Source organism: Thioclava sp. NS-SX20, assembly GCF_057380695.1.
The window spans coordinates 1,405,891-1,430,640 of record NZ_CM170816.1 but is presented as its reverse complement, the minus strand read 5'-3'; the positions used below and the strand labels follow the sequence as shown (position 1 = coordinate 1,430,640).

The window sequence follows — 24,750 nt, the reverse complement described above, 5'->3', positions numbered from 1 at the left end:
GTCCGGAGGGCATCAGATGGGCGTCCGGAAAGAACATATCGAACGGGTATGGCGAAAGGCTGAACCCGAAAAAGATGGCGTTAGCGTGCTGGGGCCTGCCATAGCGCAGAGCTGCGCTTATGGCAAAGCCTGATCTTAGCCCATCAGACGACGGCGGTAGGAATGCTCCTGCCAGTCGGCGCGGAAGATCCATTGATCCTGCGGCTGGCGGGTGGCCAGCTCATCCGAGATCTCGACCTCGTCAAAACCGGAGCGGCGCGCCATGGCATATTGGTCGGCAATCACATGGCCACGGGCGCGCAGCCGCCCCGCAAAGCCCAGATCGCGCAGCCGGCGGCCAAGGGTAAAGCCGCGCCCGTCGGCAAAGGACGGGAAGTCGCAGATCACCAGCTCGGCCCCTTGGGTCAGGGCCGCAAGCTGCGCCGGATCGGTGTCGGAGGGCAGCACCACCGGCGCGCCCGTGAAATCATCGGCATGAAAGCCGTCATCGCGTACAATCTTGCTCATGCGACGGTTTCTCCTTTGGAGGTTTCGTCAATTACCTTGCCATCGGGGCCCACACGCACGGCCTTGCCGCCGATGAAATGGATCCCGCATTCGGTTTTGGATTGCCCGCGCCAGCGGCCAGCGCGGGGGTCTTCGCCCGGTTTCACGGGGCTGGTGCAGGGGGCGCAGCCGATGCTGGGGTAGCCCTTGGCCACCAGCGGATGCTTCGGCAGGCGGTTCTGGATCATATATTCCTGCAGATCCTCGCGCGTCCAATGCGCCAGCGGATTGATCTTCATACGGGTGGGGGTCTCTACCTCGAAGAAGTCGATCGCCGCGCGTGTCCCCGACTGATAGCGCTTGCGCCCCGTGATCCAAGCGTCAAACTTGCTGAGTGCGCGTTCCAGCGGCACCGTTTTGCGTAAGGTGCAGCAGGCATCGGTGTTGAACTGATGCAACGTGCCATCGGGGTCCTCGAAATCGAGGTCCTTCTGGTCGGCGGTGATCACCTGTACACCGGTCAGACCCAGCTTCTCGGCCACCTCTTTCTGGTAGTCGAGCGTTTCCTGAAACAGCATATGCGTATCGATGAACAGCACAGGCGTCGCCGGACGGATCAGCGACACCATATGCAACAGCACCACCGATTCCGCCCCGAAAGACGAAACCATCGCCACATCGCCCGTGTCATGGTCATCCAGCGCCTTCTCCATCACGGTGATGGCGGCATGGTGCTTGTAGCGGCTGTTCAGCCCTGCAACGCGGTCCTCGATCGAGGCCCAGCCGTCACGCGGCATTCTTTTTGGCTGCGTCTCCATACAGCGCCTCCTTGAAAGGTTCGGCACCAAGGCGCCGATAGGCCGCGAGGAAGGTCTCGTCCGTGGAGTTGCGTTTCTCCAGATAGGTCTTCAGCAGACGCTCGACCGCGGGCACCACCTCGTCATAGGCAAAACCGGGGCCGGTACGTTCACCGATGGCGGCGTTTTCCGTCGCATCACCGCCCAGCGTGATCTGGTAGTTCTCGACGCCCGCACGGTCGAGACCGAGGATGCCGATATGGCCCACATGGTGGTGACCGCAGGCATTGATGCAGCCCGAGATCTTGATCTTCATCAGACCGATCTCGTCTTCCAGATCCAGCTCTTTGACGCGCAGCGCGATCTGCTCGGCCACGGGGATCGAACGGGCGGTCGCAAGCGCGCAGTAATCCATACCGGGGCAGGCAATGATATCCGAGGTTAGCCCCGCATTGGCCGTCGCCAGACCCGCCTTGGCAAGCGCGGTGAATAGCGCCGGAATATCGCCCTTGGCGACATGCGGCAGGATCACATTCTGTTCGTGGCTGATACGCAGCTCGCCATAGCCATATTGATCGGCCAGATCGGCCATCAGGCGCATCTGCTCGCCCGTCGCATCGCCCGGCGTCTTGCCGTGCTCTTTGAGCGAGATCACCACCGAGAGATGGTTCTCGACCTTATGGGCATTGGTATTGCGGTTGACCCAACGCGCCAGCGCCGGATCAACCGCCACAGCCGCCTCCAGTGAGGAAGGGTCGGTGTTCTTGAAGGCGGGCGGGGCGAACTGGCGCTCGAGATCGGCCAGAACCTCCTGGTCATAGCCCGAGAATTTCGCGCGGATCTTGGCGAATTCCTCATTGACCAGCTCGCGCATCTTCTCGATCCCGTTCTCGAAAACGGTGATCTTGATACGGGCTTTGTATTTATTGTCGCGGCGACCGATGATGTTCCAGGTGGAGACAACCGCCTCGAGATAGGGCAGCAGATCGGCCTTGGGGATGAAATCGGTGATCACCTGACCGATCATCGGCGTACGGCCCAAACCGCCGCCCACAAGAATACGGTAGCCCTGTTGGCCGTCCTGTTCGACCAGCTCCACCGCCAAGTCATGCACCTTCAGCGCCGCGCGGTCATGGGTCGAGGCGCCAACGGCGATCTTGAACTTGCGCGGCATGAACTGGAACTCGGGGTGGTCGGTGGACCACTGGCGGATCAGCTCGGCCGTGGGGCGCGGGTCTGCGATCTCGTCGGTGGCGGCACCGGCGAAATGGTCCACGGTGGTGTTGCGGATCGTATTGCCCGAGGTCTGGATCGCATGCATCTGCACATCGGCCAGCGCATCAAGAATATCGGGGATATCCTTCAGCTTGGGCCAGTTGAACTGGATGTTCTGGCGGGTGGTGAAATGGCCATAGCCCTTGTCGAAGCGATCGGCAATCATGCCCAGCTGGCGCATCTGGTCCGCGCGCAGCGTGCCATAGGGGATCGCAATCCGCAGCATATAGGCATGCAGCTGCAGGTAGACGCCATTCATCAGGCGCAGCGGCTTGAATTCATCCTCGGTCAGCGAGCCGTCGATGCGGCGGGCCACCTGAGCACGGAACTGCTTGCAACGCTCGCGCACGAAAGCTTCGTCGAAATCGGAATAGGTATACATCGCGCGCTCCTGTTACTGGCTGGCTGTTTCGGCTTGCTTGCCGTGGAAGTAGTTCGACGGACCGCGGGTCCGGAAGGCTTCGCGGAAATGGGTGGGCTCGGGGCCGTTCTCCCCCATCTTCGCATCGGCCAGATAGGGGCCGACGGCGATCTCCGGCTGGCCTTGGGCCACCAGCATCCGCATTTCGGCGATGGTCTCGTCCTCGATGAATTCGGCCTGCGCATGGTCGCGCACCCAAGACCCGTCGGCGGCGAGATAGATCACATCGCCTTCCATCAGATCATTGGCGGTCAGGACTTTCGGCGTGAATTTACGTGCCATCAGAATGCCTCCTCACGGGCTTGCTCTCGGGCGTGATGATCTGGCTGGTGAAGATCGGTAAGGGTGTGGGTCTTTGTCGAAAGGCGGGGCGCAAGGCCCAGAAGGATAATGGCGGGCCCCACACAACACCCGGCCACCTCGGGCAGGGTTGCAAGGGTCGCGGCCCAGATTTTCTGTTCGGTCTGGGCGACATTCTCGACCAGTGTCACGGGCGTTCGGGCCGAGGCCCCGTGCATCATCAGGCGGCCCTGAATGAATCGGGCGGCTTTCTTGCCCATATAGATGGCTGCGACCGCGCCGGGAAGGGCCAGACGCGCCCAATCGGAATCCGTATAGCCTTTGGTGTCATGGCCGGTCAGGAAGTTCAGCTCGGAATTGCGGCCCCGCTCTGTCAGGCTCTGGCCGATCGCCGCCGTCGCGGCAGAGGCCGAGGTGATGCCGGGCAGAACCCTGAAGCCGATGCCGGCCAGTTCGAGCGCGGTGATTTCCTCGTTCATACGGCCAAAAATCGACGGATCGCCGGATTTCAGCCGCAGGACCCTGCGTCCCTGAAGGGCAAACCCCAGCAGCAGGCTGGTGATATCGGTCTGATCCATACTGGGGCCGAAGCCGCGTTTGCCGGTCTCGATCCGCGTGGCCTGCGGGCCGATCAGCGCCAGCACCTCTGGCCCGACCAGCGCATCATACAAGACGACATCCGCCTCGGCCAGTGCCCGCGCCACCGCCAGCGTCACATGCTCGGCAGACCCCGGACCCGCACCGGCAAAGGTGACAAGGGGGGGCATCTGGGCGTTTGACGGGCTGTGAGACATTTGCATAGACCTCTGGCTTTCAGGCTGTAATATAGGAAATTATTCCCCTGTGGCGCTATGGGGTCTTGCGAATAAGGATGTATGTTCGTAAGCCAAATAAACTTGGAACGTATGTTCCGTTCACCGGAGGTTGGGCGAATGTCAGTCCGTATTGACGACATGGATCGGAAAATTCTTTCTCAGCTCCAGCTGGATGCGAGCCAATCGCTGGATGATATCGCGCGCAAGGTCGGCTCGTCGAAGACGCCCGTGTGGAATCGTATCCGCAAGATGCGCGAGGCGGGGATCATCGGCCAGCAGACTGCCATTCTGGACCCCGAAGCCCTTGGTTTCGATGCCTGTTTCTTCGTATTGATCCGCACCTCGGAACACGAGGCCGACTGGCAGCAGAAGTTTCTGGCCGCCCTGCGCGCGCGCCCCGAGGTGATGGAGGCCCACCGGCTGGCGGGCGATATCGACTATATCCTGAAGGTGCGCGTGCAGAACGCCCGTGCCTATGACGCCTTCTATCAGGCGCTGATCTCCGAGGTGAAGGTGCATAATGTCACCGCCCTCCTGTCGATGGAAGAGATCAAGAATACCACCATGCTGCCTTTGTAATCAGGGGGCCGTTACATATGTGCTGGCCCGCGGGGAGGTTTCCTGCGCCGGGTTTTTCCTGCGGCAAAGCGATCCTGCATTTGCCGGTTCTGGCGCTAGTAATGCACCTTCAGCGTATTCAGCCCGTGGAAGGGATAGAGATCGGCATAGGCAGGCGGCTCGGTCAGCGTCAGGCGGGGCAGACGTTGGATCAGCACTTTCAGCGCAATCTGCATCTCCATCCGTGCCAAGGGGGCTCCCAGACAGAAATGGGCGCCCGCACCGAAGGCATGATGCGGCTTGCCCGGACGCTGTGGGTCGAAGCGGTCGGGGTCATACCAGATGGCGGGATCACGATTGGCCCCTGCCAGCAAAAGCCCGATCCGCTCCCCGCGGGCAAAGACCTGCGTGCCGATTTCCATATCCTCTTTCACCCAGCGCAGGAACAGATGCAGCGGCGGGTCGAAGCGCAGGGCCTCTTCCACAAGCGCGGCAAGGGCGGGCGCGTTGTCTGCGGCCTCCTGTGCGGCGGCCCAAAGCTGGGGCTGGCGCAAAAGCTGTGCCAGCGCATTGCCCAGCGAGTGCACCGTCGCCTCGTGTCCGGCATTCAGCAGCAGGATCGCGGTCGACAGGATTTCGGCCTCGCTCAGCCCGCGATCCTCATCGGTTTCCGTTGCCAGTAGCGCCGAAAGCAGGTCATCGGCGGGGCTGAGGCGGCGTTTGGCCATCTGCCCGCGCAGGAAGGCGCCAAATTCCAGACTGGCCGCGACGGCGGCGGTTTCGACCTCGGGGCTACGGCGCGCCTGATACATCCCCACCATCGCATGCGACCAGCGCAGCAGGTCGGGGGCGGTGGCGTCGTCCAGTCCCAGAAGGCGGGCGATGATGATGGCGGGCACATGCTGGGCATAATGGGGCAGCAGGTCGCACCCGCCTTCGGGCAGCGCGTCGATCAGCTGATGGCACAGCGCCTCGATTTCGGGGGCCAGGGCCGCGATCCGCCGTGAGGTGAAGGCCCGTAGCACCTGCGCGCGCAATTTGGCATGGGGCGGGCCGTCAAGTTCCAGCATGCTATGCGCTTCGAGATCATAGAAGGGCGCAAGATGGGCGGCGGGCGTGGTGCCGAAACCGGCAGGGGCCGCGCGGCCCAGACGTCGGTCGCGCAAACAGCCACCGACCACGGTGGAATGCGCGGTGACCGGCAGGCCCCAATCCTCCCAGAAGACTACCCGTCCGGCCTGCCTGACACGGTCGTAAAACAGGTAGGGCGCCTGCACGAAGGCGGGATCGCGCGGCGATTGCTGGAGGCGGGGCAGGGAGCTGGGCGCTGTCATCGGGCCATTAAGCGCGGGCTTCGGGGAAATGGCAAGCCATGCAAATGGTTGACACATGCCCTTCTGCGCCGGATGACAGATTCATGCAAAACACAGTCGCGCCTTTTTTGTCGAAGAAACACCTGCGTCGGGGGGCAGGGCTGTTGCTGGCGGTGACGGCCCTGATCTGGGCATCCGTCTCGGTCTGGTATCACGCGGCGGATCGGGGCATGGCGCAGGCCCGCGCCCGTGGGCAGGCCGATCTGCGGCTGGCCTCCGACCGGCTGGTGGCCGCGCTGTCGCAATATCGCGAGGATGCGGTGCTGGCGGCGGATCATCCCTATGTACGGGCCTTGGCGGCGGGGGACGGGGTCTGGTCGGCGCAGGAAGTGGCGCAGACCCTGCAACGGTTTGCCGATCTGGCGGGGGCCGAGCATCTGGTGCTTTTGCGTCCCGACGGGCGGGTGCTGGCCGCGCCCGAAGGCACCCCTGACCGTCTGCCGATGACGGAAGATGTCGCGCGGGCGGCGCAGGGGGCTTTGGGGCGGTTCCACGGCGTGGAGGGGCGCGGCACACATCGCATCTTCGCCTTTGCCGCACCGGTTTTTGCCACCCGCCCCGCGCGGGGGCGGCAGGTGGTGGGCATCGTCCGGCTGACGCTTGATGCCGAAACGGTCGAGGCGACAGGGCGGGGCGATCCGCTGCCGGTCTGGTTCAGCGATGATCAGGGGGTGGTGTTCACGGCCAACCGTGCGGGGCTGATTTTCCGGCGGGCGGCAGATGCGGGGCCCGCCGATCCGCGGATCTATCCTGCCGATGTGCCTTTCGTGACGGTGCCTGTCCGCGAGCGGGTGATTGCGGGGCAGACCATTCTTTGCACCCCGCAATGCGCCTTGCCAGTGGTGCTGGATCTGCCAGTGATCGGGCTGACGGGGCATGCCGAGGTGCCGGTGGACCCGATCCTGCATGAGGCGCGGGTGCAGATGTTTGTCGTGGCGCTGGCCATGCTGGCGATCGGGGCGCTGTTTGTCACGCTTTGGGCGCGCAGGCAGGCGCTGGCCGACCGTCTGGCCAGCGAGGCCGCGCTGAATGCCGCGCTGGAAAGCCGTGTGGCCCTGCGCACGACAGAGCTGCGCGAGGCCAATGCTGCGCTGCTGCGCACACAGGCCGAACTTGTTCAGGCCGGAAAACTGTCGGCCTTGGGACAGATGTCGGCAGGGATCAGTCACGAGCTGAACCAGCCTTTGATGGCGATTGGCTCTTTTGCCGAGAATGCCGGTATTTTTCTGGCGCGCGGGCAACAGGATCGGGCGCGCGACAACCTGCGCCGCATCGGCGAGATGTCGGACCGGATGGGGCGCATCATCCGCAATCTGCGGGCCTTTGCCCGCCCCGAGACCGAGCCTGCCTCGCCCGTCGATATGGCGCGTGTGATCGAGACGGCGCTCGAGATTGCGGCGTCGCGGCTGGCGGGGGTGCCGCTGGACTGGGCGGGGCTTGATCAGCCGGTCTGGGTGATGGGGGGCGAGACGCGGCTGGCACAGGTGGTGGTCAATCTGCTTTCGAATGCCGTCGATGCCTGTGCGGAGCAGGACCGGCCGCAGATTCGCATGAGACTGTGCGCGCAAGGCGGTCTGGTCCGGCTGGAGGTGCAGGATAACGGGCCGGGCATTGCCGATCCCGAGCGGATGTTCGACCCGTTCTATTCCACCAAAGAGGTGGGGACGAATGAAGGAATGGGGTTGGGGCTGTCGATCTCTTACCGCATCGTGCAGAGTTTCGGGGGCACGCTTACAGGGACCAATCTGCCGGATCCGGCGCGGGGCGCGATGTTTGCGCTGACCCTGCGCCAGCCCGATACAGCGCCCGATACGGAGACCGATAGGGAGGACGGAAATGGGAACGGTCAATAAGGTGCTTCTGGTCGATGATGACCGTGCCGTACGCGAGGCCCTGTCTCAGACCATCGAACTGGCCGATCTGGAGCCGGTCGCGGCGGGCAGTTTTGTCGAGGCGAAAGACCATCTGACGCCAGAGTTCGCGGGGATCGTGGTCAGCGATATCCGCATGCCGGGGCGCGACGGGTTCTTCCTGCTGGAATATGTGCGCGGGCTCGACCCCGAATTGCCGGTGATCTTGCTGACGGGCGAGGGCGATGTGCCCTCGGCTGTGCGCGGTATGACGGGGGGGGCGTTCGACTTTCTGGAAAAGCCCTGTGCGCCGCGCGACCTGCTGGCGGTAGTCGAGAAGGCGATGAAAACCCGTGCCTTTGTCATGGAAAACCGCGCCTTGCACCGCGAGGCCCGCAAGGGCGATGCGGCCGCAAGGATGCTGGTGGGCCATTCCGAGGTGGCCGAACGCCTGCGCGACGCCTGCCGTCTGGCTGCGCGTTCGGGCGCGGAGGTGCTGGTGACGGGCGCGCCGGGGGCGGGAAATTCCAAGGCTGCCGAGGTGATCCACCTGCTCTCGGCTGCGGCACAGCGCCCCTTCGAGAAACGTTCGGCGGCTGGGCTTGCCCCCGAGACGCTGGAACAGGCCTTTGCCACAGCCGATGGCGGCACGCTCTATCTCGACGAGATCGCGGATCTGCCGCAGCCGGTGCAGTTCACATTGCTACAGCTTCTGGAAACCCAGCCCGCCACGCGGCTGATTGCGGGCACCTATCGCGACCTCGAGGCCGAACGCGATGCGGGGCGTTTCCACCCCGATCTCTACTGGAAGCTGGATGTGCTGCGGGTGCGGGTGCCCGCGCTGGCCGAGCGGCCCGAGGATATTCCGGTGCTGTTTCGCCATTATGTGCGACTGGCCTGCGAGAATTCGTCGCTGGCCATGCCCGATATCCCGCAACTCTATCTGCAAGGGCTTGCCGCGCGCGATTGGCCGGGCAATGCCCGCGCGCTGATGTCGGAGGCGATGCGCTTTGCCATGGGGCTGAGCGGCACCGAGCAGGCCGAGGCCGAGCCGGGCCTGACCGAGCAGATGGCCCAACTGGAGCGCGGCATTCTGGTCAATGCGCTGGAGCGCCATCAGGGGCGGGCCTCGGATGCGGCCAAGGCCCTGAAACTGCCGCGCAAGACCTTCTATGACAAGCTCGCGCGCCACGGCCTCAAGCCCGAGGATTACCGGCTGTGACAGATCACGCGGATGTGCGGAATTTCGCACCACTCTGAAACGAGGCTGTGCGATTTGTCGCACAACTTCATGGGTATGCTTGGGAATATTTACCGCAAGTATCTGTATTTATGTGATTTATTATTTTATGCATATCTGTGTTGCGAAGGATGCATGGCAATCTCCATTCTGTGTATCATGGAGAGGGGCGCGACATCGCGCCATATGGATCTGGGAGGAGCCCCCATGAAAGTTACCAAAGCCGTCAAGGCCTTCGCGCTGGCATCGACTGCCATTATCGCCACCGCAGGTCTGGCCAATGCTGCCTGTGATGACGGCGAGATGGTCATCAAGTTCAGCCATGTGACCAATGCCGACAAACACCCCAAGGGGATCGCGGCGGCGGCCTTTGCCGAGCGCGTGAACACGGAAATGAACGGGAAGGTCTGTGTCGAGGTCTACCCGAACTCGACGCTGTATAACGACGATCAGGTGTTAGAGGCGATGCTGCAGGGCGATGTGCAGATGGCGGCACCGTCGCTCTCGAAATTCGAGACCTTCACCAAGGTGTTCCGCATTTTCGATCTGCCCTTCATGTTCAAGAATATGGATGCCGTGGAAGAGTTCCAGCAATCGCAAGCCGGTCAGGATATGCTGGCGTCGATGGAACGCCGCGGCTTGATGGGACTGGCCTTCTGGCATAACGGTCTCAAGCAGTTCTCGGCCAACAAGCCGCTTCTGCTGCCGAGCGATGCGAAGGGTCTGAAATTCCGTGTGCAGCCCTCGGACGTGCTGGTGGCACAGATGAAGGCGCTGGATGCCAGCCCGCAGCCGATGGCCTTCAAGGAAGTGTATGGCGCGCTGCAGACCGGCGTTGTGGACGGGCAGGAAAACACCTGGTCCAACATCTACGGCCAGAAGTTCTACGAAGTGCAGGATGGCACGACCGAAACCAACCACGGTCTGCTTGACTATATGGTTGTCGTCTCGACCGACTGGTGGGACAGCCTTGATGGCGATATCCGCGACCAGCTGGCCACCATCATGGCCGAAGTCTCGGCAGACCGCAATGCCGCCATCGCGCAGGTCGATGCCGATAACCGTCAGGCGGTCATCGATGCAGGGGCCGTGGTGCGCGAACTGACCGACGAGCAGCGTCAGGCATGGGTGGATGCGATGAAACCCGTCTGGGCGCAGTTCGAGGGCGATGTCGGCGCCGATAACATCGCGCTGGCGCAGGAAATCAACGCCAAGCACTAAGCTGGAACGGCCCGAGCGGCCATCACTCACGGGTTCCAGCGAAGGCTCCGCGCGCCATGTGCGGGGCCTTTCTCGGGCCATGCCCGATCACCCGATCATCACCAATTCAACAGGGGGCAGGGATATGTCTTCCCATGACACCACGCCAAAAGGCCCGTTTGGCGCCTTTATCGACGCGCTGGAAGAAAACGCGATCGCCTTTATTCTGGGCGCGATGACCTTGATCACTTTCGTCAATGTCGTGCTGCGCTATGTCTTCAACGCCTCGTTGATCTGGGGGCTTGAAGTGGTGCTGATCCTCTTTGCATGGCTGGTTATTCTGGGGGTGTCCTATGCCTTCAAGAAAACCGCGCATCTGGGGGTGGATGTGATCACCAATATGCTGCCTGCGCGCGGCAAACGCCTGATGGCGGTGGTCTCGGCGCTGTGCTGCCTGCTTTACGCGATTTTCCTGCTGAAAGGCGCGTGGGATTACTGGGCTCCCTATGCGGGCCTTGACCAGACCTCGGGCCATTGGTTTCCCACCGGCTTCGAGAAAACCCGCGACCGCGCGTGGTATGAAACCGATCAAGTGCCGATGCTGGAGATTTTCCGCTGGCTCGAGCCGCTGATCAATCAGGGCGAATCCTATGACAAGCTGCCCCGCGTCATCCCCTATTTCATCCTTCCCTTCGGTGTGGCGCTGATCACCCTGCGCATCCTTCAAGCCCTGATCCGCGTGATCAAAGGCACCCAAGACAGCCTGATCGTCAGCCATGAAGCCGAAGACGACGTCGACCGCGTGGCACAGATGAACGCCACCGCTGCCGGTAAGGAGTAACCCCAATGGAAGTCATTCTGCTCTTTGCGGTCATCGTGGGCCTGCTTTTGCTGGGCGTGCCGATTGCGGTCTCGCTGGGCCTCAGCTCGATCCTGTTCCTGCTGGCCTTTTCGGAAACCTCGCTGGCCTCGGTTGCGCAATCGCTCTATCAGGCGATGGCTGGTCACTACACGCTGCTGGCAATCCCCTTCTTCATCCTCGCCTCCAGCTTCATGTCCACCGGCGGCGTTGCCAAACGGATCGTGCGCTTTGCCATCGCCTGTGTGGGCCACTTCCACGGTGGTCTGGCAATCGCGGGGGTCTTTGCCTGCATGATCTTCGCGGCCCTGTCGGGCTCGTCGCCCGCAACCGTTGTGGCCATCGGCTCGATCGTGATCGCGGCGATGCACCAGATGGGCTATACCAAGGACTTCGCCGCAGGTGTCATCTGTAACGCGGGCACGCTGGGCATCCTGATCCCGCCGTCGATCGTGATGGTGGTCTATGCCTCCACCGTCGAAGTCTCGGTCGGCCGCATGTTCCTTGCAGGCGTCATCCCCGGCATCCTCGCGGGCCTGATGCTGATGGTCGCAATCTATATCTTCGCCCGTATCCGCAAAATGCCCAAAGGCGAATTCGCCGGCTGGGGCGAGATCGGCTCGGCCTTCAAGGACGCTTTCTGGGGTCTGATGCTGATCGTCATCATCATGGTCGGTATCTATGGCATCCCCGGCGTGACCGGCGCGATCTTCACGCCGACCGAGGCCGCCGCTGTCGCCTCCATCTACGCATGGATCGTCGCGAACTTCATCTATAAGGACATGGGCCCGCTCAATGACAGCGAGACCAAAAAAGCCGACCTCCTGCACCGCCCCTATGCGCTGGTCACGGCCCTGTGGCACAAGGACACCCGCAAAACTCTCTTCGAGGCAGGCAAGCTGACCATCACCCTGATGTTCATCATCGCCAATGCGCTGATCCTCAAACACGTCCTCACCGATGAGCAGATCCCGCAGAAAATTGCCAATGCGATGCTCTCGGCAGGCTTCGGCAAGATCATGTTCCTCGTGATCGTCAACCTGATCCTGCTGATCGGTGGCCAGTTCATGGAACCCTCGGGGCTCATCGTGATTGTCGCACCGCTGGTCTTCCCGATCGCAATGGAACTGGGTGTCGACCCGATCCACCTCGGCATCATCATGGTGGTGAATATGGAAATCGGCATGATCACCCCGCCCGTCGGCCTCAACCTCTTCGTCACTTCGGGCGTGGCGGGCATGTCGATGATGCGGGTGGTGAAGGCGGCCCTGCCATTCCTTGGCGTGCTCTTCATCTTCCTGATCATGATCACCTATATCCCGTGGCTCTCGACCTATCTGCCCACCACCTTCATGGGGCCTGAAACGGTCATCAAATAACGCCTCCACCCAAACGAAGAAAGCCGCCCCTCGGGGCGGCTCTCACATTTTCGCTTTCCAGCTGCTGAAAATATCCCGGGGGAATTGGCCGCAGGCCAAGGGGGCAGAGCCCCCATTTTCAGCGTCCCCTATCAGGCCTCAATGCCCGCCGTCTCCAAAGCCGCAATGATCGCGCCGAAGTCACGGGCCTTCAGGCTCGCGCCGCCAACCAGCGCCCCATCCACATTGGACACCGCAAAAATCTCCTCGGCATTCGACGGCTTCACCGAGCCGCCATAAAGCAAGCGCATGCCCTTGGCCTCTTCGCCAAAGGCTTTGCCCAGCGTCTCGCGGATGACATCATGCACCTCGGCAATCTGCTCCAGCGTCGGCGTGCGACCGGTGCCAATGGCCCAGACAGGCTCATAGGCGATGACCGTATTCGCAGCCGTCGCGCCCTCGGGGACCGATCCCGCAAGCTGCGCGCCAATCACCTCCAGCGTGCTGCCCGCATCGCGCTCGGCCTCGGTCTCGCCCACACAGATCACCGCCGTCAGACCCGCCGCATAGGCCGCCAGAGATTTCGCCGCCACAACCGCATCGCTTTCACCATGATCGGCGCGGCGCTCGGAATGGCCCAGAATAACGGCCGAGGCGCCTGCGTCCTTCAGCATCTGTGCCGAGATATCGCCCGTATGCGCCCCCGAGGTCTTCGCATGGCAATCCTGACCGCCAATCGCGATCCGGCCCGCAGCCGCCTCGGCCATCGGCGCCAGAAGCGTTGCAGGCGGGCAGATCAGCACATCGCAGTCCGCGCCCGAATGCGCCTCCACCAGCGCGGCAATCTCGGCCAGATCGGCCTTCAGCCCGTTCATCTTCCAGTTTCCGGCGGCTAGTTTCCGCATGCTGTCCTCCTCGATAACGCAAGTCGCGCCCAGACTAGGTCAGGGCGCGGGCAGGGGAAAGGGGCCATGCGGCAGGATCGGCGCGGTTAGCGCTAGAAGCGTCAGCCTTTCAGGCGCGGCACGCCATCCTCGGGCTGTGTCTCGGCGCTAAGTTCGCCAATGTCCTTGAATTTGATGGATTCTCCGCAGCCGCAGCTTTCCGCTACATTCGGATTGCGGAATTTGAACCCCGATTCGAGAAGGCCCGTTTCGTAATCGATCTCGGTGCCGATCATGAACATCTGTGCGGTGGGCGCGATCAGCACACGGGCCGCACCTTCCTCGATGACCATATCCATCGGTCCCGCTTCCTGTGCGATTTCCATCGTATATTCCATGCCTGCACAGCCGCCTTTCTTCACGCCGATGCGGAAACCGGCGGCATTCTCGCGGCTCATGAGCTTGGCGATGTGCTTGACGGCGGCGGGGGTCATGGTGACAGCGGGCTGCCCGGGAATACCAAACATGGGATGCTCCTTCGATGAAGCTGTAATTTAAGGGCTATGCTGCGGGATTCCAAGGGCCGGAATGCCGATAGGGGGTAGATGCGCCAACAGGCCCAGCGTCAGATATGCACAGGCAATCGCCCAGCCGAACGAGGCCAGCGTGCCGATGATCACATATTCATTGGCAGCATTATGGTCCGGCCCGCCCTTGGCCTCGAAGCGCAATATGGATTTGGCGGCGATCAGAAAGCCGATCCCCTGTGGCTGGCCGGTCAGTATCAGCACGAAGATCAGGGCGCGTTCCAGAAGGCCGATCAGTTGACCGCCTTTCGGCAGCCCCCCTTGGGGCGCACGTTCGGCGAGCGGCTGCATCAGCGCGCCAACCACGAAGCCGCCCACGCGCACGGTCAGCACCGCCCCCGCCACAAGCGCGAAAACCGTCGGCAAATAGGGTGCCAAACCGCTTTGGGTTTTCATCCAAAGCGTGTGTGCCCAAAGATCGGGCAGGGTTAGTGCCAAGGCGCAGATCACCAGCCAATGCGCGGCCTGATCGGCCAAGAAGACCCGCAGTGCCGTGCCGCGCAGCCTGGGCTTGAGGGCGTCGATCAGAAAATGGCTGGCCAGGATGGCGACGAAGGCCAGCGCGCCCTGCGCGTCAGGCGCGGGCAAGAGCAGGGCGAGCAAAAGCGCATGAACGCCCATATGCCGCGCCAATGCGGGCAGGCGGCGGGTCAGCGGGCCAGAGGCTTTCTCTTCGGCCATCTTTGCGCTTTGAAAGACGAAATCCCCCAGCAGATGGGCAAGGAGAAGTGCTGCGAGACTGGCGGCGATCATGCGGCCTCCCATTGGGCCAAGGCCTCGGATATCGGGCCGAACCCCGCGCCTTGCAGGGCTTGCGCCACCGCCTGACGGGATTTGCCCAAGGCCTCCGCCGTGGCCTGTTGCGAGGGCGCGGGCAGGGCCAGCATCTCGCGCAGGGTCTCGGCCTGTTTCTGCGTCCAGCTTTTGCTGAGCGCATCGGCCAGCCGCACCGCAGCCGACCATGCGCCCCCCGCTGCATGGTGGAGTTCGGCCCCCGTTATCGCGTCCAGCAACCGCCCCGAGGCCACAAAACCCGCCCCCTGTGCGGCATTCAGATCGCCATTTTCGGGGATCACGCCCGCGCCCCGCGCCATCGCGATACGGGTGTCCAGCATCGGGTCCACCGCGCGCAGGCTGGCGCGGACCAAAAGCGCCAAGCGCAGGTCCAGAAGCGCGGCCTCACAGGCCATCTGCCAGCCATCCCCTCGGTGACGGCTGATCCAGACCGCTTCGGGAACCGCCTCGGCCACGCATTCCAAAGCAGCAAGCCCCGTCTCGATCAAGGCGGGGGGCAGGTCGGAAGAGCCGACAATATCACCTGTGAGAACCGCATAATCCATCTGCAAGCATTATCGCTTGCTTTTGGCTTTGTGCAAGTGATTTTGCTTGCGTATCGGGTTACATGAAGCCCAGTTCGAGGCGCGCCTCGTCTGACATCATATCCATGCCCCATTGCGGATCGAAGGTCATTTCCACATCGACCGATTTGATCCCCTCGACGCAGGAAATGGCATCCTGCACCCAACCGGGCATCTCGCCTGCCACCGGGCAGCCGGGTGCGGTGAGGGTCATGATGATCTTCACGTCATCCTCGTCGGTGATCTCGATCGTGTAGATCAGGCCCAGATCGTAGATATTCACCGGAATTTCGGGGTCGAATACGGTCCGGCAGGCCGCCACGACCGAATCATACATGGGGTGGTCAATGGTCGAAGGCTTGATCAGAGGGGTGCCTTCCATCGGTGCGTCTTGCGTGGTTTCGGACGTCATTGGAGTTTCCCCGATATGGATGCGAATAGTTGAGTGATGATATAAGGATTGGCAACGGCTTCGTAAAGTGCGCAGACGAACACATCCTTTCCTGCTGTTCCGCCTATGGCGCCGGTAGGGCTCAGTTCAGGAAGAAGCGCGAGAAAATAGGCGCGGCGGCGGCCCCGATGGCGCGCGCGTTATGTCCGGTTCTGGCTTCCAGCACATCGGGCGGCAGCAGGCCGTTCATATCGAGCGCCGCCAGCTTTTCGCGGACCTGCCGCACCAGCTCTGCGCGGACCTCTTCGGGGAAGGCACCATCAATGACGATGGCCTGAAAATCCACCACCGCGCAGGATTCGCGGGCCGCCTGCGCGATGGCATGGGCGCTGCGGTCCAGCCAAGGGCCCAAAAGCGTGCCATAGGGGGTCCAGTCCTGCGGCATCTGCCACATGGCGCCCGCATCCATCCCGTTGCTGCGGATGGCCGCCTCTAGCAGGAAGATCGACGCTTCATCGCGCAGCGTCGCCAATGTGCCCTGTGTCGAAAGAATGCGCAGCGCCCCCAGCATGCCGGCATTGTGGCGGTTGCCCTCGACCACGGTGCCGTTAAGGGAAATGCCTCCGGTCAGGAACGACCCGAGAAAGACATAGGCAAAATCGGCGACCTCGCGCCCGCGCCCGTAATTCTGCTCGGCGCAGCAGGCGGCGGTGCCGTCATTGATCAGGCTGACGGGCAGGGGGCTGAACCGCGCCACACCGTCAATAAGCTGGCAGCCGACCCATTCGGGAAACCGTGCCGCCGCCAGCGGCTGGTTGTCGACGGCGCGCCACAGATCCAGCGGCGCGGTGATGCCGATGCCACAAAGACGCTGGCGTTGTGCGGGGGACAGTTGCTGGGACATCTTCGCGATGCCGTCGCGCAGGAATTGCAGGATCAGCTGCGGCGTCGGGGCGGCATAGGTGGACTGTCCCTGCGCCAGAACCTGCCCGTCCAGCGCCATCATCACCAGATCCGAAGTGCGGTGGCCGATTTTCAGGCCAAAGCTGATGGCCCCGTCGGGATTGATGCCCATTGGCAGCGACGGCTTGCCGACACGCCCGCGCTGCGGTGTGCCGCGCAGCAGGAACCCGTCGGTTTCCAGCTTGCGCAGAATGGTCGAGACGGTCTGGGCGGAGAGGTCGATTCTCTTGGCGATCTCGGCCCCGGGCAGGGCCCCGTCGCGATGGATCAGGCTGAGCACCAGCCGTTCATTATGCGCGCGCACACCGGTATGGTTCACGCCGAGGCGTTGCCCGATAAAGTCGCCAGCCTCCATGAGGTCCCCCATTCCGTGCTCTCCGGATTTACGCCTGCGCAGGCCTCCGGTGATCACTGCACCAGAATTTTGCTCTCTCTGGCCAAATTTTATAATTCGATCCGTCGGGATGGTCGAGGGAATCTGTCAACATTCCGCCAGAAACCGCCGACAGAGCCGCTAGACTTGGGGGCTCTCCCCGGAATTGGAGGGCTGCGAGGGCGTATCGCCAAGCAATGCAACCAGAATGCCCACCGCCATTTCATCCAGCAGCTCTTCCTCTTTGGTCGTCAGCAGCACGGCAGGCACCACGGGCGAGGCGATCTTCATGCCCATGAACAGCATCGCCACCATCAGGATCTCGACGCGGAATTTCTCGCCATGTTCGGCGATCAGCGGATCGATGAAAAGCCGTTTGATGGCGCTCTGGATTTCCGCCTGCACCGACTGGCAGGCCAGCGAATGGCTGATGATCGGCAGCGGCCCGTAATTGAACCCGCGCAGATCGCCATTGCGGATCCGTTCGATGATGAAGCGCGTGAAGGAGGGGCAGCGGCGCGCATCCTCGAAACACATGTCGATGGCGCGGTCGATCACGGCTTGGAAAAGCTTCAGCTTGCCGCCATAGGAGCGATGCAGATAGGCCACATCAATGCCGACATCCGCCGCGATATCGCGCAGGTTGCAGGCATCGAAGCTGCGGGCGGAAAAATGGTCATGCGCCACCTCCAGCATGCGCTCCCGGGTTGAAATGCGGCGTGGGTCTGTCGTGTTATCCATATGTGCCTTACGATAGATGCACGCCTTGGCCACGTCTTGGGTCTGCGGGCAATGAAAGGGCTGTGCAGAAGAAAAGCTTGAAATTCTAAATCCTTCGGGGGCATGCCAAGAATAACGGCGCGGCGACATTTTGTCTATCAGGCCGTGCCTGTCAGAGTTTTCTTGTGCCGCTCCGTCACACGTGGATTGCCCACCGATCTTTGGTATACGTTCGCACACATTGACTTGCAACGTGGTGCAGGTTACCCGTTTGCAAAACCTGCGCAACGGGTACAGTCTGCGCATATCTATTTCAAAACGGGCATTTGCCCAAGTCCAGATCGGAGACCGTTCTTCATGGCAAATAAGACCCCCGATATCATCTACACCATCGTTGACGAAGCGCCGCAGCTGGCATCCGGCTCGCTTCTGCCGATTATCAGCGCCTTCGCCGGTGCGGCAGGTCTGGGTGTGGAAACGCGGGATATTTCACTCGCAGGGCGCATTCTGGCGACCTTCCCCGATTACCTGACCGACGACCAGAAAATCTCGGATGATCTGGCCGAACTGGGCGAGCTGGTGAAAACCCCCGAGGCCAATGTCATCAAGCTGCCGAATATCTCGGCCTCGGTGCCGCAGCTGACCGCCGCGATCAAGGAACTGCAATCGCAGGGCTACAAGCTGCCCGACTATCCGGCAGAGCCCGCAACCGACGCCGAAAAGGACGTCCGCGCGCGTTATGACAGCATCAAGGGGTCTGCCGTGAACCCTGTGCTGCGCGAAGGCAACTCGGACCGTCGTTCTGCCAAGGCGGTCAAGAACTACGCGATGAAGCACCCCCATTCGATGGGCGAGTGGAAATCCGACAGCAAGACCACCGTCGCCTCCATGTCGGGCAATGACTTCTTTGCCAATGAAAAATCGGCCACCCTGTCGGAGGCCACCGGCGCGAAGATCGTCTTTACCGCAGAAGATGGCACCGAGACCGTTCTCAAATCGGGTCTGAAATATCAGGCGGGCGAGATCGTCGATGCGACCTTCCTGTCGGCAAAGGCGCTGCGCGACTTCGTGAAGAAAGAAGTCGAGAGCATGGAGCCGGGCGTGCTGTTCTCGGTGCACCTGAAAGCCACGATGATGAAGGTCTCGGACCCGATCATCTTCGGTCATTTCGTCTCCGTCTATCTGGAAGACTTCCTTGCCAAGCATGGCGAGACCGTGAAGGCACTGGGCTTCAACCCCAATGGCGGTATCGGTGATCTGGAAGCCCGCATCAAGGGCAATGCCGAGCTGGAGGCCGACCTGAAGGCAGCCCTCGCCGCCAAGCCGCCGATGTATATGGTGAATTCCGACAAGGGCATCACCAACCTGCATGTGCCGTCGGATGTGATCATCGACGCCTCCATGCCCGCCGTTATCCGCGCAGGCGGTATCGGCTGGGGTCCGGATGGCAAGGCCGCAGACACCAAATGCTGCATTCCGGATAACTCCTATGCCGGCGTCTATGACGAGACGATCAACTACTTCAAAGAGACCGGCAAGCTGGATGTGACCACCTGTGGCGCCGTGTCCAACGTTGGTCTGATGGCGCAGAAGGCGGAAGAATACGGCTCGCACCCGACCACCTTCGAGATCGCGGGTAAGGGTAAGGTCGAGATCGTTCTGGACAATGGCACCGTGCTGCATTCGCATAATGTCGAAGCGGGCGATATCTGGCGTTCGGCCACGGTCAAGAAAGCCCCGATCGAGGATTGGATCCGTCTGGCGATCCGCCGCACCAAGGCCACCGGCCTTGCGGCCTTCTGGCTGGATGCGAACCGCGCCCATGACGCCGAGCTGATCAAATATGTCGAGCCCGCGCTGAAAGAGGCCGGTATCGAGATCCCGATCATGGCCCCGCGTGAAGCCACCCGCTTCACCTTCGTCGAGATGCGCAAGGGCAATGACGTGGTCACCATCACCGGCAACGTGCTGCGCGACTACCTGACCGACCTCTTCCCGATCCTCGAACTGGGCACCTCGGCCAAGATGCTGTCGATCGTGTCGCTCATGCAGGGCGGTGGCCTGTTCGAGACCGGTGCCGGTGGCTCGGCCCCGAAGCACGTGCAGCAGCTGGTTGAAGAAAACCACCTGCGTTGGGACAGCCTTGGCGAGTTCTGTGCGCTTGGCGAGAGCTTCAAGTTCCTCGCCGAGAAGGGCAATGCCAAAGCGGGCGTCATGGCCGCGGCTGTGGAAGATGCGACGCAGAAGGTGCTGGAAGACAATCGCTCGCCCGAGCGTAAGGTCGGCCAGCCCGATAACCGTTCCTCGCATTACTGGTTCGCCCGCTACTGGGCCGAAGCGATGGCAGCGCAAGATGCGGATGCCGAGCTGAAGGCGCATTTCGCCCCCATCGCCAAGGCGCTGGCAGAAGGCGAAGAGGCGATCCTTGGCGAGCTGAAGGCCGCCGAGGGCAAGCCTGCCGATCTGGGGGGCTATTACCATGCCGACCCCGAGAAGGTCGCAAAAGTGATGCGCCCCTCGGCCACGCTGAATGCGATCATCGGCTGATCTAGCTGGAACGAACGGGAAAGGGGCCTTTCGGGGCCCCTTTTTCATGCGCGGCCCCTGTTTCTTGCACAGACTGCGCAGGATATAATAAGCCGGCTTGTCAAAAAAGCTTAACGGAACCTGCAAGAAGCTGTCACAAAACTGCATTAGCGCTGCCCTCAACAGATCACGATAGCCTCACGAAGGGGATAGAAGATGTTGAAGACGCTGATGATGGGCACCGCGCTTGTGGCAGCCTCCGCCAGTATGGCTGCCGCCAAAACGCAGGTGACATGGTGGCACGCGATGGGCGGCGAGCTGGGCCAGAAGCTTGAAGAGATCGTGGCCGATTATAACGCCAGCCAGGATGAATATGAGGTCATCCCGACCTATAAGGGCAATTACACCGAGACCATGACAGCGGCGATTGCGGCCTTCCGTGCCAAGCAGCAGCCCGATATCGTGCAGGTCTTCGAGGTGGGCACCGGCACCATGATGGCGGCCAAAGGCGCGGTCTATCCGGTTTACCAGCTGATGAAAGACGCAGGCGCCGATTTCGACCCCGATGCCTATCTTCCGGCGGTCGCGGGCTATTACACCGACACGCAGGGCAATATGCTGTCGATGCCCTTCAACTCCTCGACCCCCGTTCTGTATTACAACAAAGACGTTTTCGCCAAGGCGGGTCTGGACCCGAACACCCCTCCCAAAACCTGGGCCGATATGGAGGCGTTTTCCAAAAAGATCGTCGAGTCGGGCGCGGCAGAATGTGGCTTTACCTCGGCCTGGATCTCTTGGGCGCAGACCGAGAATTTCTCGGCATGGCATAACCGCCCGATCGGCACGCTGGAAAACGGCTTTGGTGGCCTTTCGACCGAGCTGACCTTGGCTGATGACCTTCGCGCCCGTCACTGGGGCAATCTGGCCGAATGGCAGAAGGCGGGCCTCTTCCGCTATGCCGGTCCGGGCGGTGGCGATGATGCCAACCCCTCGTTCCAGTCGGGCACCTGCGCGATGGTGATGAACTCCTCGGGCTCGCGCGCGGGTCTGATGGCGAATTCGGATTTCGAGGTGGGTGTGGGCATGTTGCCTTACTACGCCGATGTTGAAGGCGCGCCGCAGAACTCGATCATCGGTGGCGCGACGCTTTGGGTGCTGCAAGGCCATGACGAGGCCGAATATAAGGGCGTGGCCGATTTCTTCACCTATCTGTCCTCGCCGGAAGTGCAGGCCGATTGGCACCAGTTCTCGGGCTATCTGCCGATCACCAAAGCGGCCTATGCGCTCAGCCAGGAGCAGGGCTATTACGACAAGAACCCCGGTGCGGATGTGGCGATCAAACAGGTCTCGCTGAACACCCCGACCGAGAATTCCAAAGGTCTGCGCTTTGGCAATTACGTGCAGATCCGCGGCATCATCGACGAGGAATTCGAGGCGCTTCTGGGCGACAAGAAAACCGCGATGGAGGCTCTGCAATCGGTGGATAGCCGCGGCAATGCGCTGATCCGCGAATTCGAGAAAGCCAACCAGTAACGGCGTCCCCCTTGGCAGAAGGCCCGCGCGCTTGCGGGCCTTCTGGTGTTTCGGGGGATAAGGATCCGATATGCAAAGCAAAAAGACCCTCTTCCGGTCACGCGGGCTGCCCTATCTTCTGCTGGCGCCGCAACTGGCGATTACCATTGTCTTCTTCCTCTGGCCTGCGGGTCAGGCGATGTGGCAAAGTTTCCTGCGTCAGGATGCCTTCGGGTTTTCGACGCAATTCGTGGGGCTGGAAAATTACCTCGCGCTGTTTCAGGACCCAAGCTATCTGAACTCTTTCAAAGTGACGGCGGTATTTTCGGTCTCGGTGGCGGCGGTGTCGATGGGGGCGGGGCTGTTGTTTGCCGCCTGTGTCGATCGCGTGCTGCGGGCCAATCGCGCCTATACCACGCTTCTGGTCTGGCCCTATGCGGTGGCACCGGCGGTGGCGGGCGTGCTGTGGTGGTTCATGTTCAACCCGACCATCGGGATTGTCTCCTATGCGCTGCGTCAGCTGGGCTATGACTGGAACCATGCCACCTATGCCTCAGATGCGATGATCTTGGTGGTGCTGGCGGCCAGCTGGAAACAGATCAGCTATAACTTCCTGTTCTTCGTGGCGGGGCTTCAGGCCATTCCGGCCAGCCTGCGCGAGGCGGCGGCCATTGATGGCGCAGGCCCCATGAAGCGCTTCTGGAGCGTGGTCTTCCCGCTTCTGTCTCCCACCACGTTTTTCCTGCTGGTGATCAATATCACCTATACGATGTTCGATACATTCGCGGTGATTGATGCAGCCACTGCGGGCGGTCCGGCGCAGGCCACGAATATCCTTGTCTATAAGGTCTATCAGGACGGTTTCGTGGGAATGAACATGGGGGCCTCGGCCGCGCAATCGGTGGTGTTGATGGGCATCGTGATCGCGCTGACGGTGATCCAGTTCCGCTATATCGAACGTCGGGTGGAGTACTAAGATGGTTGAGAACAGACCGCTTCTGACCGTGCTATCGCATGTCATCCTGATCCTTGGCGTGGCCGCTGTGGCCTTGCCTGTCTGGCTGGCGCTTGTGGCCTCGACCCATCCCACCTCGGCTTTTGTCTCCGGCACCGTGCCTTTGTGGTTCGGCCCCGAGGGGCTGTCGTCCTACGCGCGAATGCTTGGCGAGGGGGTGTCGACCTCGGGGACGCCGCCCATCGGGTTGATGCTCTGGAACAGCCTCATCATGGCGATGACGATCACCATCGGCAAAATCGCCATCTCGATCTCTTCGGCCTTTGCCATCTGCTATTTCCGCTTTCCGGGCAGGCAATTGGCTTTCTGGATGATCTTCATCACGCTGATGCTGCCCGTCGAGGTGCGCATTGTCCCCACCTTCGAGGTGGTGGCCAATCTGGGGCTCTTGAATTCCTACGCAGGGCTGTCGGTGCCGCTGATTGCCTCGGCCACAGCGACCTTCCTCTTCCGGCAGGTGTTCCTGACGCTGCCCGACGAGCTGACCGAGGCCGCAAGGATCGACGGGGCAGGGCCTTTGAAATTCTTCTGGGATCACGCGCTGCCACTGTCGCGCACCAATATCGCGGCGCTGTCGGTGATCCTGTTTATCTATGGCTGGAACCAATATCTCTGGCCGCTGATCGTGACCACGGATGAGGCCCATTACACCATCGTCATGGGGATCAAGCGGATGGCCTCGGTGGTCGATGATGTGCCGCGCTGGAACGAGATCATGGCAGTGGTGGTGATGGCGATGCTGCCGCCGGTGCTGGTGGTGGTCGCAATGCAGAAGCTCTTTGTCAAAGGGCTTGTCGAGACGGAGAAATAAGATGGCCGGAATTACTTTATCCAGTGTCGTAAAGACCTATGCGGGCGCCACGGACCCTACGGTGAAGGGCGTTGATCTCAGCATTGAGGATGGCGAGTTCTGCGTGCTGGTCGGGCCTTCGGGCTGCGGGAAATCCACGCTGTTGCGGATGATCGCAGGGCTTGAGACGGTGACAGGGGGCGAGATTGCCATTGGCGGGCGCGTCGTGAATGACCTTGAACCCATGGACCGCGATATCGCCATGGTGTTCCAGAATTACGCGCTTTACCCGCATATGACGGTGCGCCAGAACCTGTCTTACGGGCTGAAGAACCGCCGTATGCCCAAGCCCGAGATCGCGTCCCGCGTCGAAGAGGTCGCCCGCATCCTGCAGATCGGCTCGTTCCTCGACCGCAAGCCGCGCGCGCTTTCGGGCGGGCAGCGCCAGCGGGTGGCCATGGGCCGCGCCATCGTGCGCGAGCCTTCGGTCTTTCTGTTCGACGAGCCTCTGTCGAACCTTGATGCCAAGCTGCGGGTGTCCATGCGCGGCGAGATCAAGCAGCTGCAAAAGCGCCTTGGCACGACCTCGGTTTATGTCACCCATGACCAGATGGAGGCGATGACTCTGGCCGATAAGCTGGTGGTGCTGAATGGCGGGCAGATCGAGCAGGTGGGCACGCCGCTGGAACTGTATCGCAACCCGCAGACGGTCTTTGTGGCGGGTTTCATCGGCTCGCCGGGGATGAACCTGATCGATGCGCGGATCGAGAATGGCGCGCTGATGGTGGATGACCTGATGCTGCTCTCCGATGTGGCGGGGAAAGGAGAGGTAGTGGCGGGCCTGCGCCCCGAGACCATCGGCTTGCGCGCGGGCACAGGGTTCAGGACCTCCTATGTCGAGGATCTGGGCAATAGCCGCCTTGTTCATGGGATGCTGGGCGGTCAGCCTTTCGCCGCCCAAGTCGCCCCCGATACCGAGATCGCGCCGCAGATGCAGGTCACCCTTCAGGCGGGCGGGTTGCATCTGTTTGAGCCCCTGACGGGGCGGCGGCTGCCGCAAACGCAGCGCGCGATGGCGATGGCTTGAACAATGGCTGGG

General features: G+C 61.9%; 24 protein-coding genes. 11 read left to right on the top strand and 13 right to left on the bottom strand.

The annotated features are described in order from the left end of the window. Positions 1 to 135: 135 nt before the first annotated feature. From AC2ISB_RS07060 to cobA, 5 genes are read right to left on the bottom strand one after another with little or no spacing between them, the layout of a single operon-like run. The gene (locus AC2ISB_RS07060; protein ID WP_486574569.1) at positions 136 to 507 is read right to left on the bottom strand and encodes a DUF934 domain-containing protein; all 372 of its coding nucleotides are present in this window, start codon (positions 505 to 507) and stop codon (positions 136 to 138) included. Further along, a complete protein-coding gene (locus tag AC2ISB_RS07055; RefSeq protein WP_486574567.1) occupies positions 504 to 1,304 on the bottom strand; it encodes a phosphoadenylyl-sulfate reductase in 801 nt (266 codons plus the stop codon). Before AC2ISB_RS07055 ends, AC2ISB_RS07060 begins: the two co-directional genes overlap by 4 nt. Then, a complete protein-coding gene (locus tag AC2ISB_RS07050) occupies positions 1,273 to 2,940 on the bottom strand; it encodes a nitrite/sulfite reductase (protein ID WP_486574565.1) in 1,668 nt (555 codons plus the stop codon). Before AC2ISB_RS07050 ends, AC2ISB_RS07055 begins: the two co-directional genes overlap by 32 nt. Positions 2,941 to 2,952: 12 nt before the next feature. Beyond that, positions 2,953 to 3,261, bottom strand: coding sequence for a DUF2849 domain-containing protein (locus tag AC2ISB_RS07045; RefSeq protein ID WP_339107536.1), 309 nt, complete (start codon positions 3,259 to 3,261; stop codon positions 2,953 to 2,955). Continuing rightward, the gene (gene cobA / locus AC2ISB_RS07040) at positions 3,261 to 4,046 is read right to left on the bottom strand and encodes a uroporphyrinogen-III C-methyltransferase (RefSeq protein ID WP_486574563.1); all 786 of its coding nucleotides are present in this window, start codon (positions 4,044 to 4,046) and stop codon (positions 3,261 to 3,263) included. The genes AC2ISB_RS07045 and cobA overlap by 1 nt, the downstream gene beginning before the upstream one ends. 165 nt (positions 4,047 to 4,211) lie before the next feature. Here cobA and AC2ISB_RS07035 point away from each other — a divergent pair, with 165 nt between their 5' ends. Continuing rightward, positions 4,212 to 4,673, top strand: coding sequence for an Lrp/AsnC family transcriptional regulator (locus AC2ISB_RS07035; RefSeq protein WP_339107534.1), 462 nt, complete (start codon positions 4,212 to 4,214; stop codon positions 4,671 to 4,673). A gap of 95 nt (positions 4,674 to 4,768) precedes the next feature. Here the strand turns inward: AC2ISB_RS07035 and AC2ISB_RS07030 are convergent, their stop codons facing one another. Then, the gene (locus AC2ISB_RS07030) at positions 4,769 to 6,043 is read right to left on the bottom strand and encodes a cytochrome P450 (RefSeq protein ID WP_486574561.1); all 1,275 of its coding nucleotides are present in this window, start codon (positions 6,041 to 6,043) and stop codon (positions 4,769 to 4,771) included. Between the two features lie 26 nt (positions 6,044 to 6,069). On the opposite strand from AC2ISB_RS07030, the gene AC2ISB_RS07025 reads away from it, so the two are divergent. The 5 genes from AC2ISB_RS07025 to AC2ISB_RS07005 all read left to right on the top strand — a co-directional run bounded on the left by AC2ISB_RS07025 (position 6,070) and on the right by AC2ISB_RS07005 (position 12,553). Next, positions 6,070 to 7,878 (top strand): sensor histidine kinase, encoded by a 1,809-nt coding sequence (locus AC2ISB_RS07025; protein WP_486574559.1) that lies wholly within the window; start codon positions 6,070 to 6,072, stop codon positions 7,876 to 7,878. Continuing rightward, complete coding sequence (locus AC2ISB_RS07020; protein WP_406720916.1) at positions 7,862 to 9,097, top strand: sigma-54-dependent transcriptional regulator; 1,236 nt, start codon at positions 7,862 to 7,864, stop codon at positions 9,095 to 9,097. Before AC2ISB_RS07025 ends, AC2ISB_RS07020 begins: the two co-directional genes overlap by 17 nt. 225 nt (positions 9,098 to 9,322) lie before the next feature. Continuing rightward, positions 9,323 to 10,336, top strand: coding sequence for a TRAP transporter substrate-binding protein (locus AC2ISB_RS07015; RefSeq protein WP_339107530.1), 1,014 nt, complete (start codon positions 9,323 to 9,325; stop codon positions 10,334 to 10,336). Positions 10,337 to 10,460: 124 nt separating this feature from the next. Continuing rightward, positions 10,461 to 11,156 carry a TRAP transporter small permease gene (locus AC2ISB_RS07010; protein ID WP_486574556.1) on the top strand — a complete coding sequence of 232 codons (696 nt, stop codon included), beginning with the start codon at positions 10,461 to 10,463 and terminating at the stop codon, positions 11,154 to 11,156. Positions 11,157 to 11,161: 5 nt separating this feature from the next. After that, entirely contained in the window at positions 11,162 to 12,553 is a 1,392-nt protein-coding gene (locus AC2ISB_RS07005; protein ID WP_406736417.1) for a TRAP transporter large permease, read from the top strand. Positions 12,554 to 12,684: 131 nt separating this feature from the next. On the opposite strand, the gene tpiA is transcribed toward AC2ISB_RS07005, so the two are convergent. The 7 genes from tpiA to AC2ISB_RS06970 all read right to left on the bottom strand — a co-directional run bounded on the left by tpiA (position 12,685) and on the right by AC2ISB_RS06970 (position 17,784). Beyond that, positions 12,685 to 13,437, bottom strand: a complete 753-nt coding sequence (tpiA, locus tag AC2ISB_RS07000; protein WP_486574554.1) for a triose-phosphate isomerase — start codon at positions 13,435 to 13,437, stop codon at positions 12,685 to 12,687. Between the two features lie 101 nt (positions 13,438 to 13,538). Continuing rightward, on the bottom strand, positions 13,539 to 13,943 hold the full coding sequence (locus AC2ISB_RS06995; RefSeq protein ID WP_406720912.1) for a HesB/IscA family protein: 405 nt from the start codon (positions 13,941 to 13,943) through the stop codon (positions 13,539 to 13,541). Between the two features lie 27 nt (positions 13,944 to 13,970). Continuing rightward, positions 13,971 to 14,756: a DUF3307 domain-containing protein gene (locus tag AC2ISB_RS06990; RefSeq protein WP_486574552.1), complete on the bottom strand. Its 786-nt coding sequence runs from the start codon at positions 14,754 to 14,756 to the stop codon at positions 13,971 to 13,973. Then, a complete protein-coding gene (locus AC2ISB_RS06985; protein ID WP_406720910.1) occupies positions 14,753 to 15,343 on the bottom strand; it encodes a MarR family transcriptional regulator in 591 nt (196 codons plus the stop codon). The genes AC2ISB_RS06990 and AC2ISB_RS06985 overlap by 4 nt, the downstream gene beginning before the upstream one ends. A 58-nt stretch (positions 15,344 to 15,401) precedes the next feature. Next, positions 15,402 to 15,773, bottom strand: a complete 372-nt coding sequence (locus tag AC2ISB_RS06980; protein ID WP_339107523.1) for an SUF system Fe-S cluster assembly protein — start codon at positions 15,771 to 15,773, stop codon at positions 15,402 to 15,404. Positions 15,774 to 15,894: 121 nt separating this feature from the next. Beyond that, the gene (locus tag AC2ISB_RS06975; RefSeq protein ID WP_486574549.1) at positions 15,895 to 17,082 is read right to left on the bottom strand and encodes an ROK family transcriptional regulator; all 1,188 of its coding nucleotides are present in this window, start codon (positions 17,080 to 17,082) and stop codon (positions 15,895 to 15,897) included. A gap of 147 nt (positions 17,083 to 17,229) precedes the next feature. Continuing rightward, positions 17,230 to 17,784, bottom strand: coding sequence for a TetR/AcrR family transcriptional regulator (locus tag AC2ISB_RS06970; protein ID WP_486574547.1), 555 nt, complete (start codon positions 17,782 to 17,784; stop codon positions 17,230 to 17,232). Between the two features lie 381 nt (positions 17,785 to 18,165). On the opposite strand from AC2ISB_RS06970, the gene AC2ISB_RS06965 reads away from it, so the two are divergent. From AC2ISB_RS06965 to ugpC, 5 genes are all read left to right on the top strand, one after another. Continuing rightward, entirely contained in the window at positions 18,166 to 20,355 is a 2,190-nt protein-coding gene (locus tag AC2ISB_RS06965; protein WP_406720908.1) for an NADP-dependent isocitrate dehydrogenase, read from the top strand. Between the two features lie 195 nt (positions 20,356 to 20,550). After that, the gene (gene ugpB / locus AC2ISB_RS06960) at positions 20,551 to 21,867 is read left to right on the top strand and encodes a sn-glycerol-3-phosphate ABC transporter substrate-binding protein UgpB (protein WP_486574546.1); all 1,317 of its coding nucleotides are present in this window, start codon (positions 20,551 to 20,553) and stop codon (positions 21,865 to 21,867) included. A 70-nt stretch (positions 21,868 to 21,937) separates the two neighbouring features. Further along, entirely contained in the window at positions 21,938 to 22,822 is an 885-nt protein-coding gene (gene ugpA / locus AC2ISB_RS06955) for a sn-glycerol-3-phosphate ABC transporter permease UgpA (protein ID WP_486574545.1), read from the top strand. Position 22,823: 1 nt separating this feature from the next. Then, positions 22,824 to 23,672, top strand: coding sequence for a sn-glycerol-3-phosphate ABC transporter permease UgpE (ugpE, locus tag AC2ISB_RS06950; protein ID WP_406720905.1), 849 nt, complete (start codon positions 22,824 to 22,826; stop codon positions 23,670 to 23,672). A gap of 1 nt (position 23,673) precedes the next feature. Next, entirely contained in the window at positions 23,674 to 24,738 is a 1,065-nt protein-coding gene (ugpC, locus tag AC2ISB_RS06945; protein WP_486574544.1) for a sn-glycerol-3-phosphate ABC transporter ATP-binding protein UgpC, read from the top strand. The last annotated feature ends 12 nt before the right edge of the window (positions 24,739 to 24,750 follow it).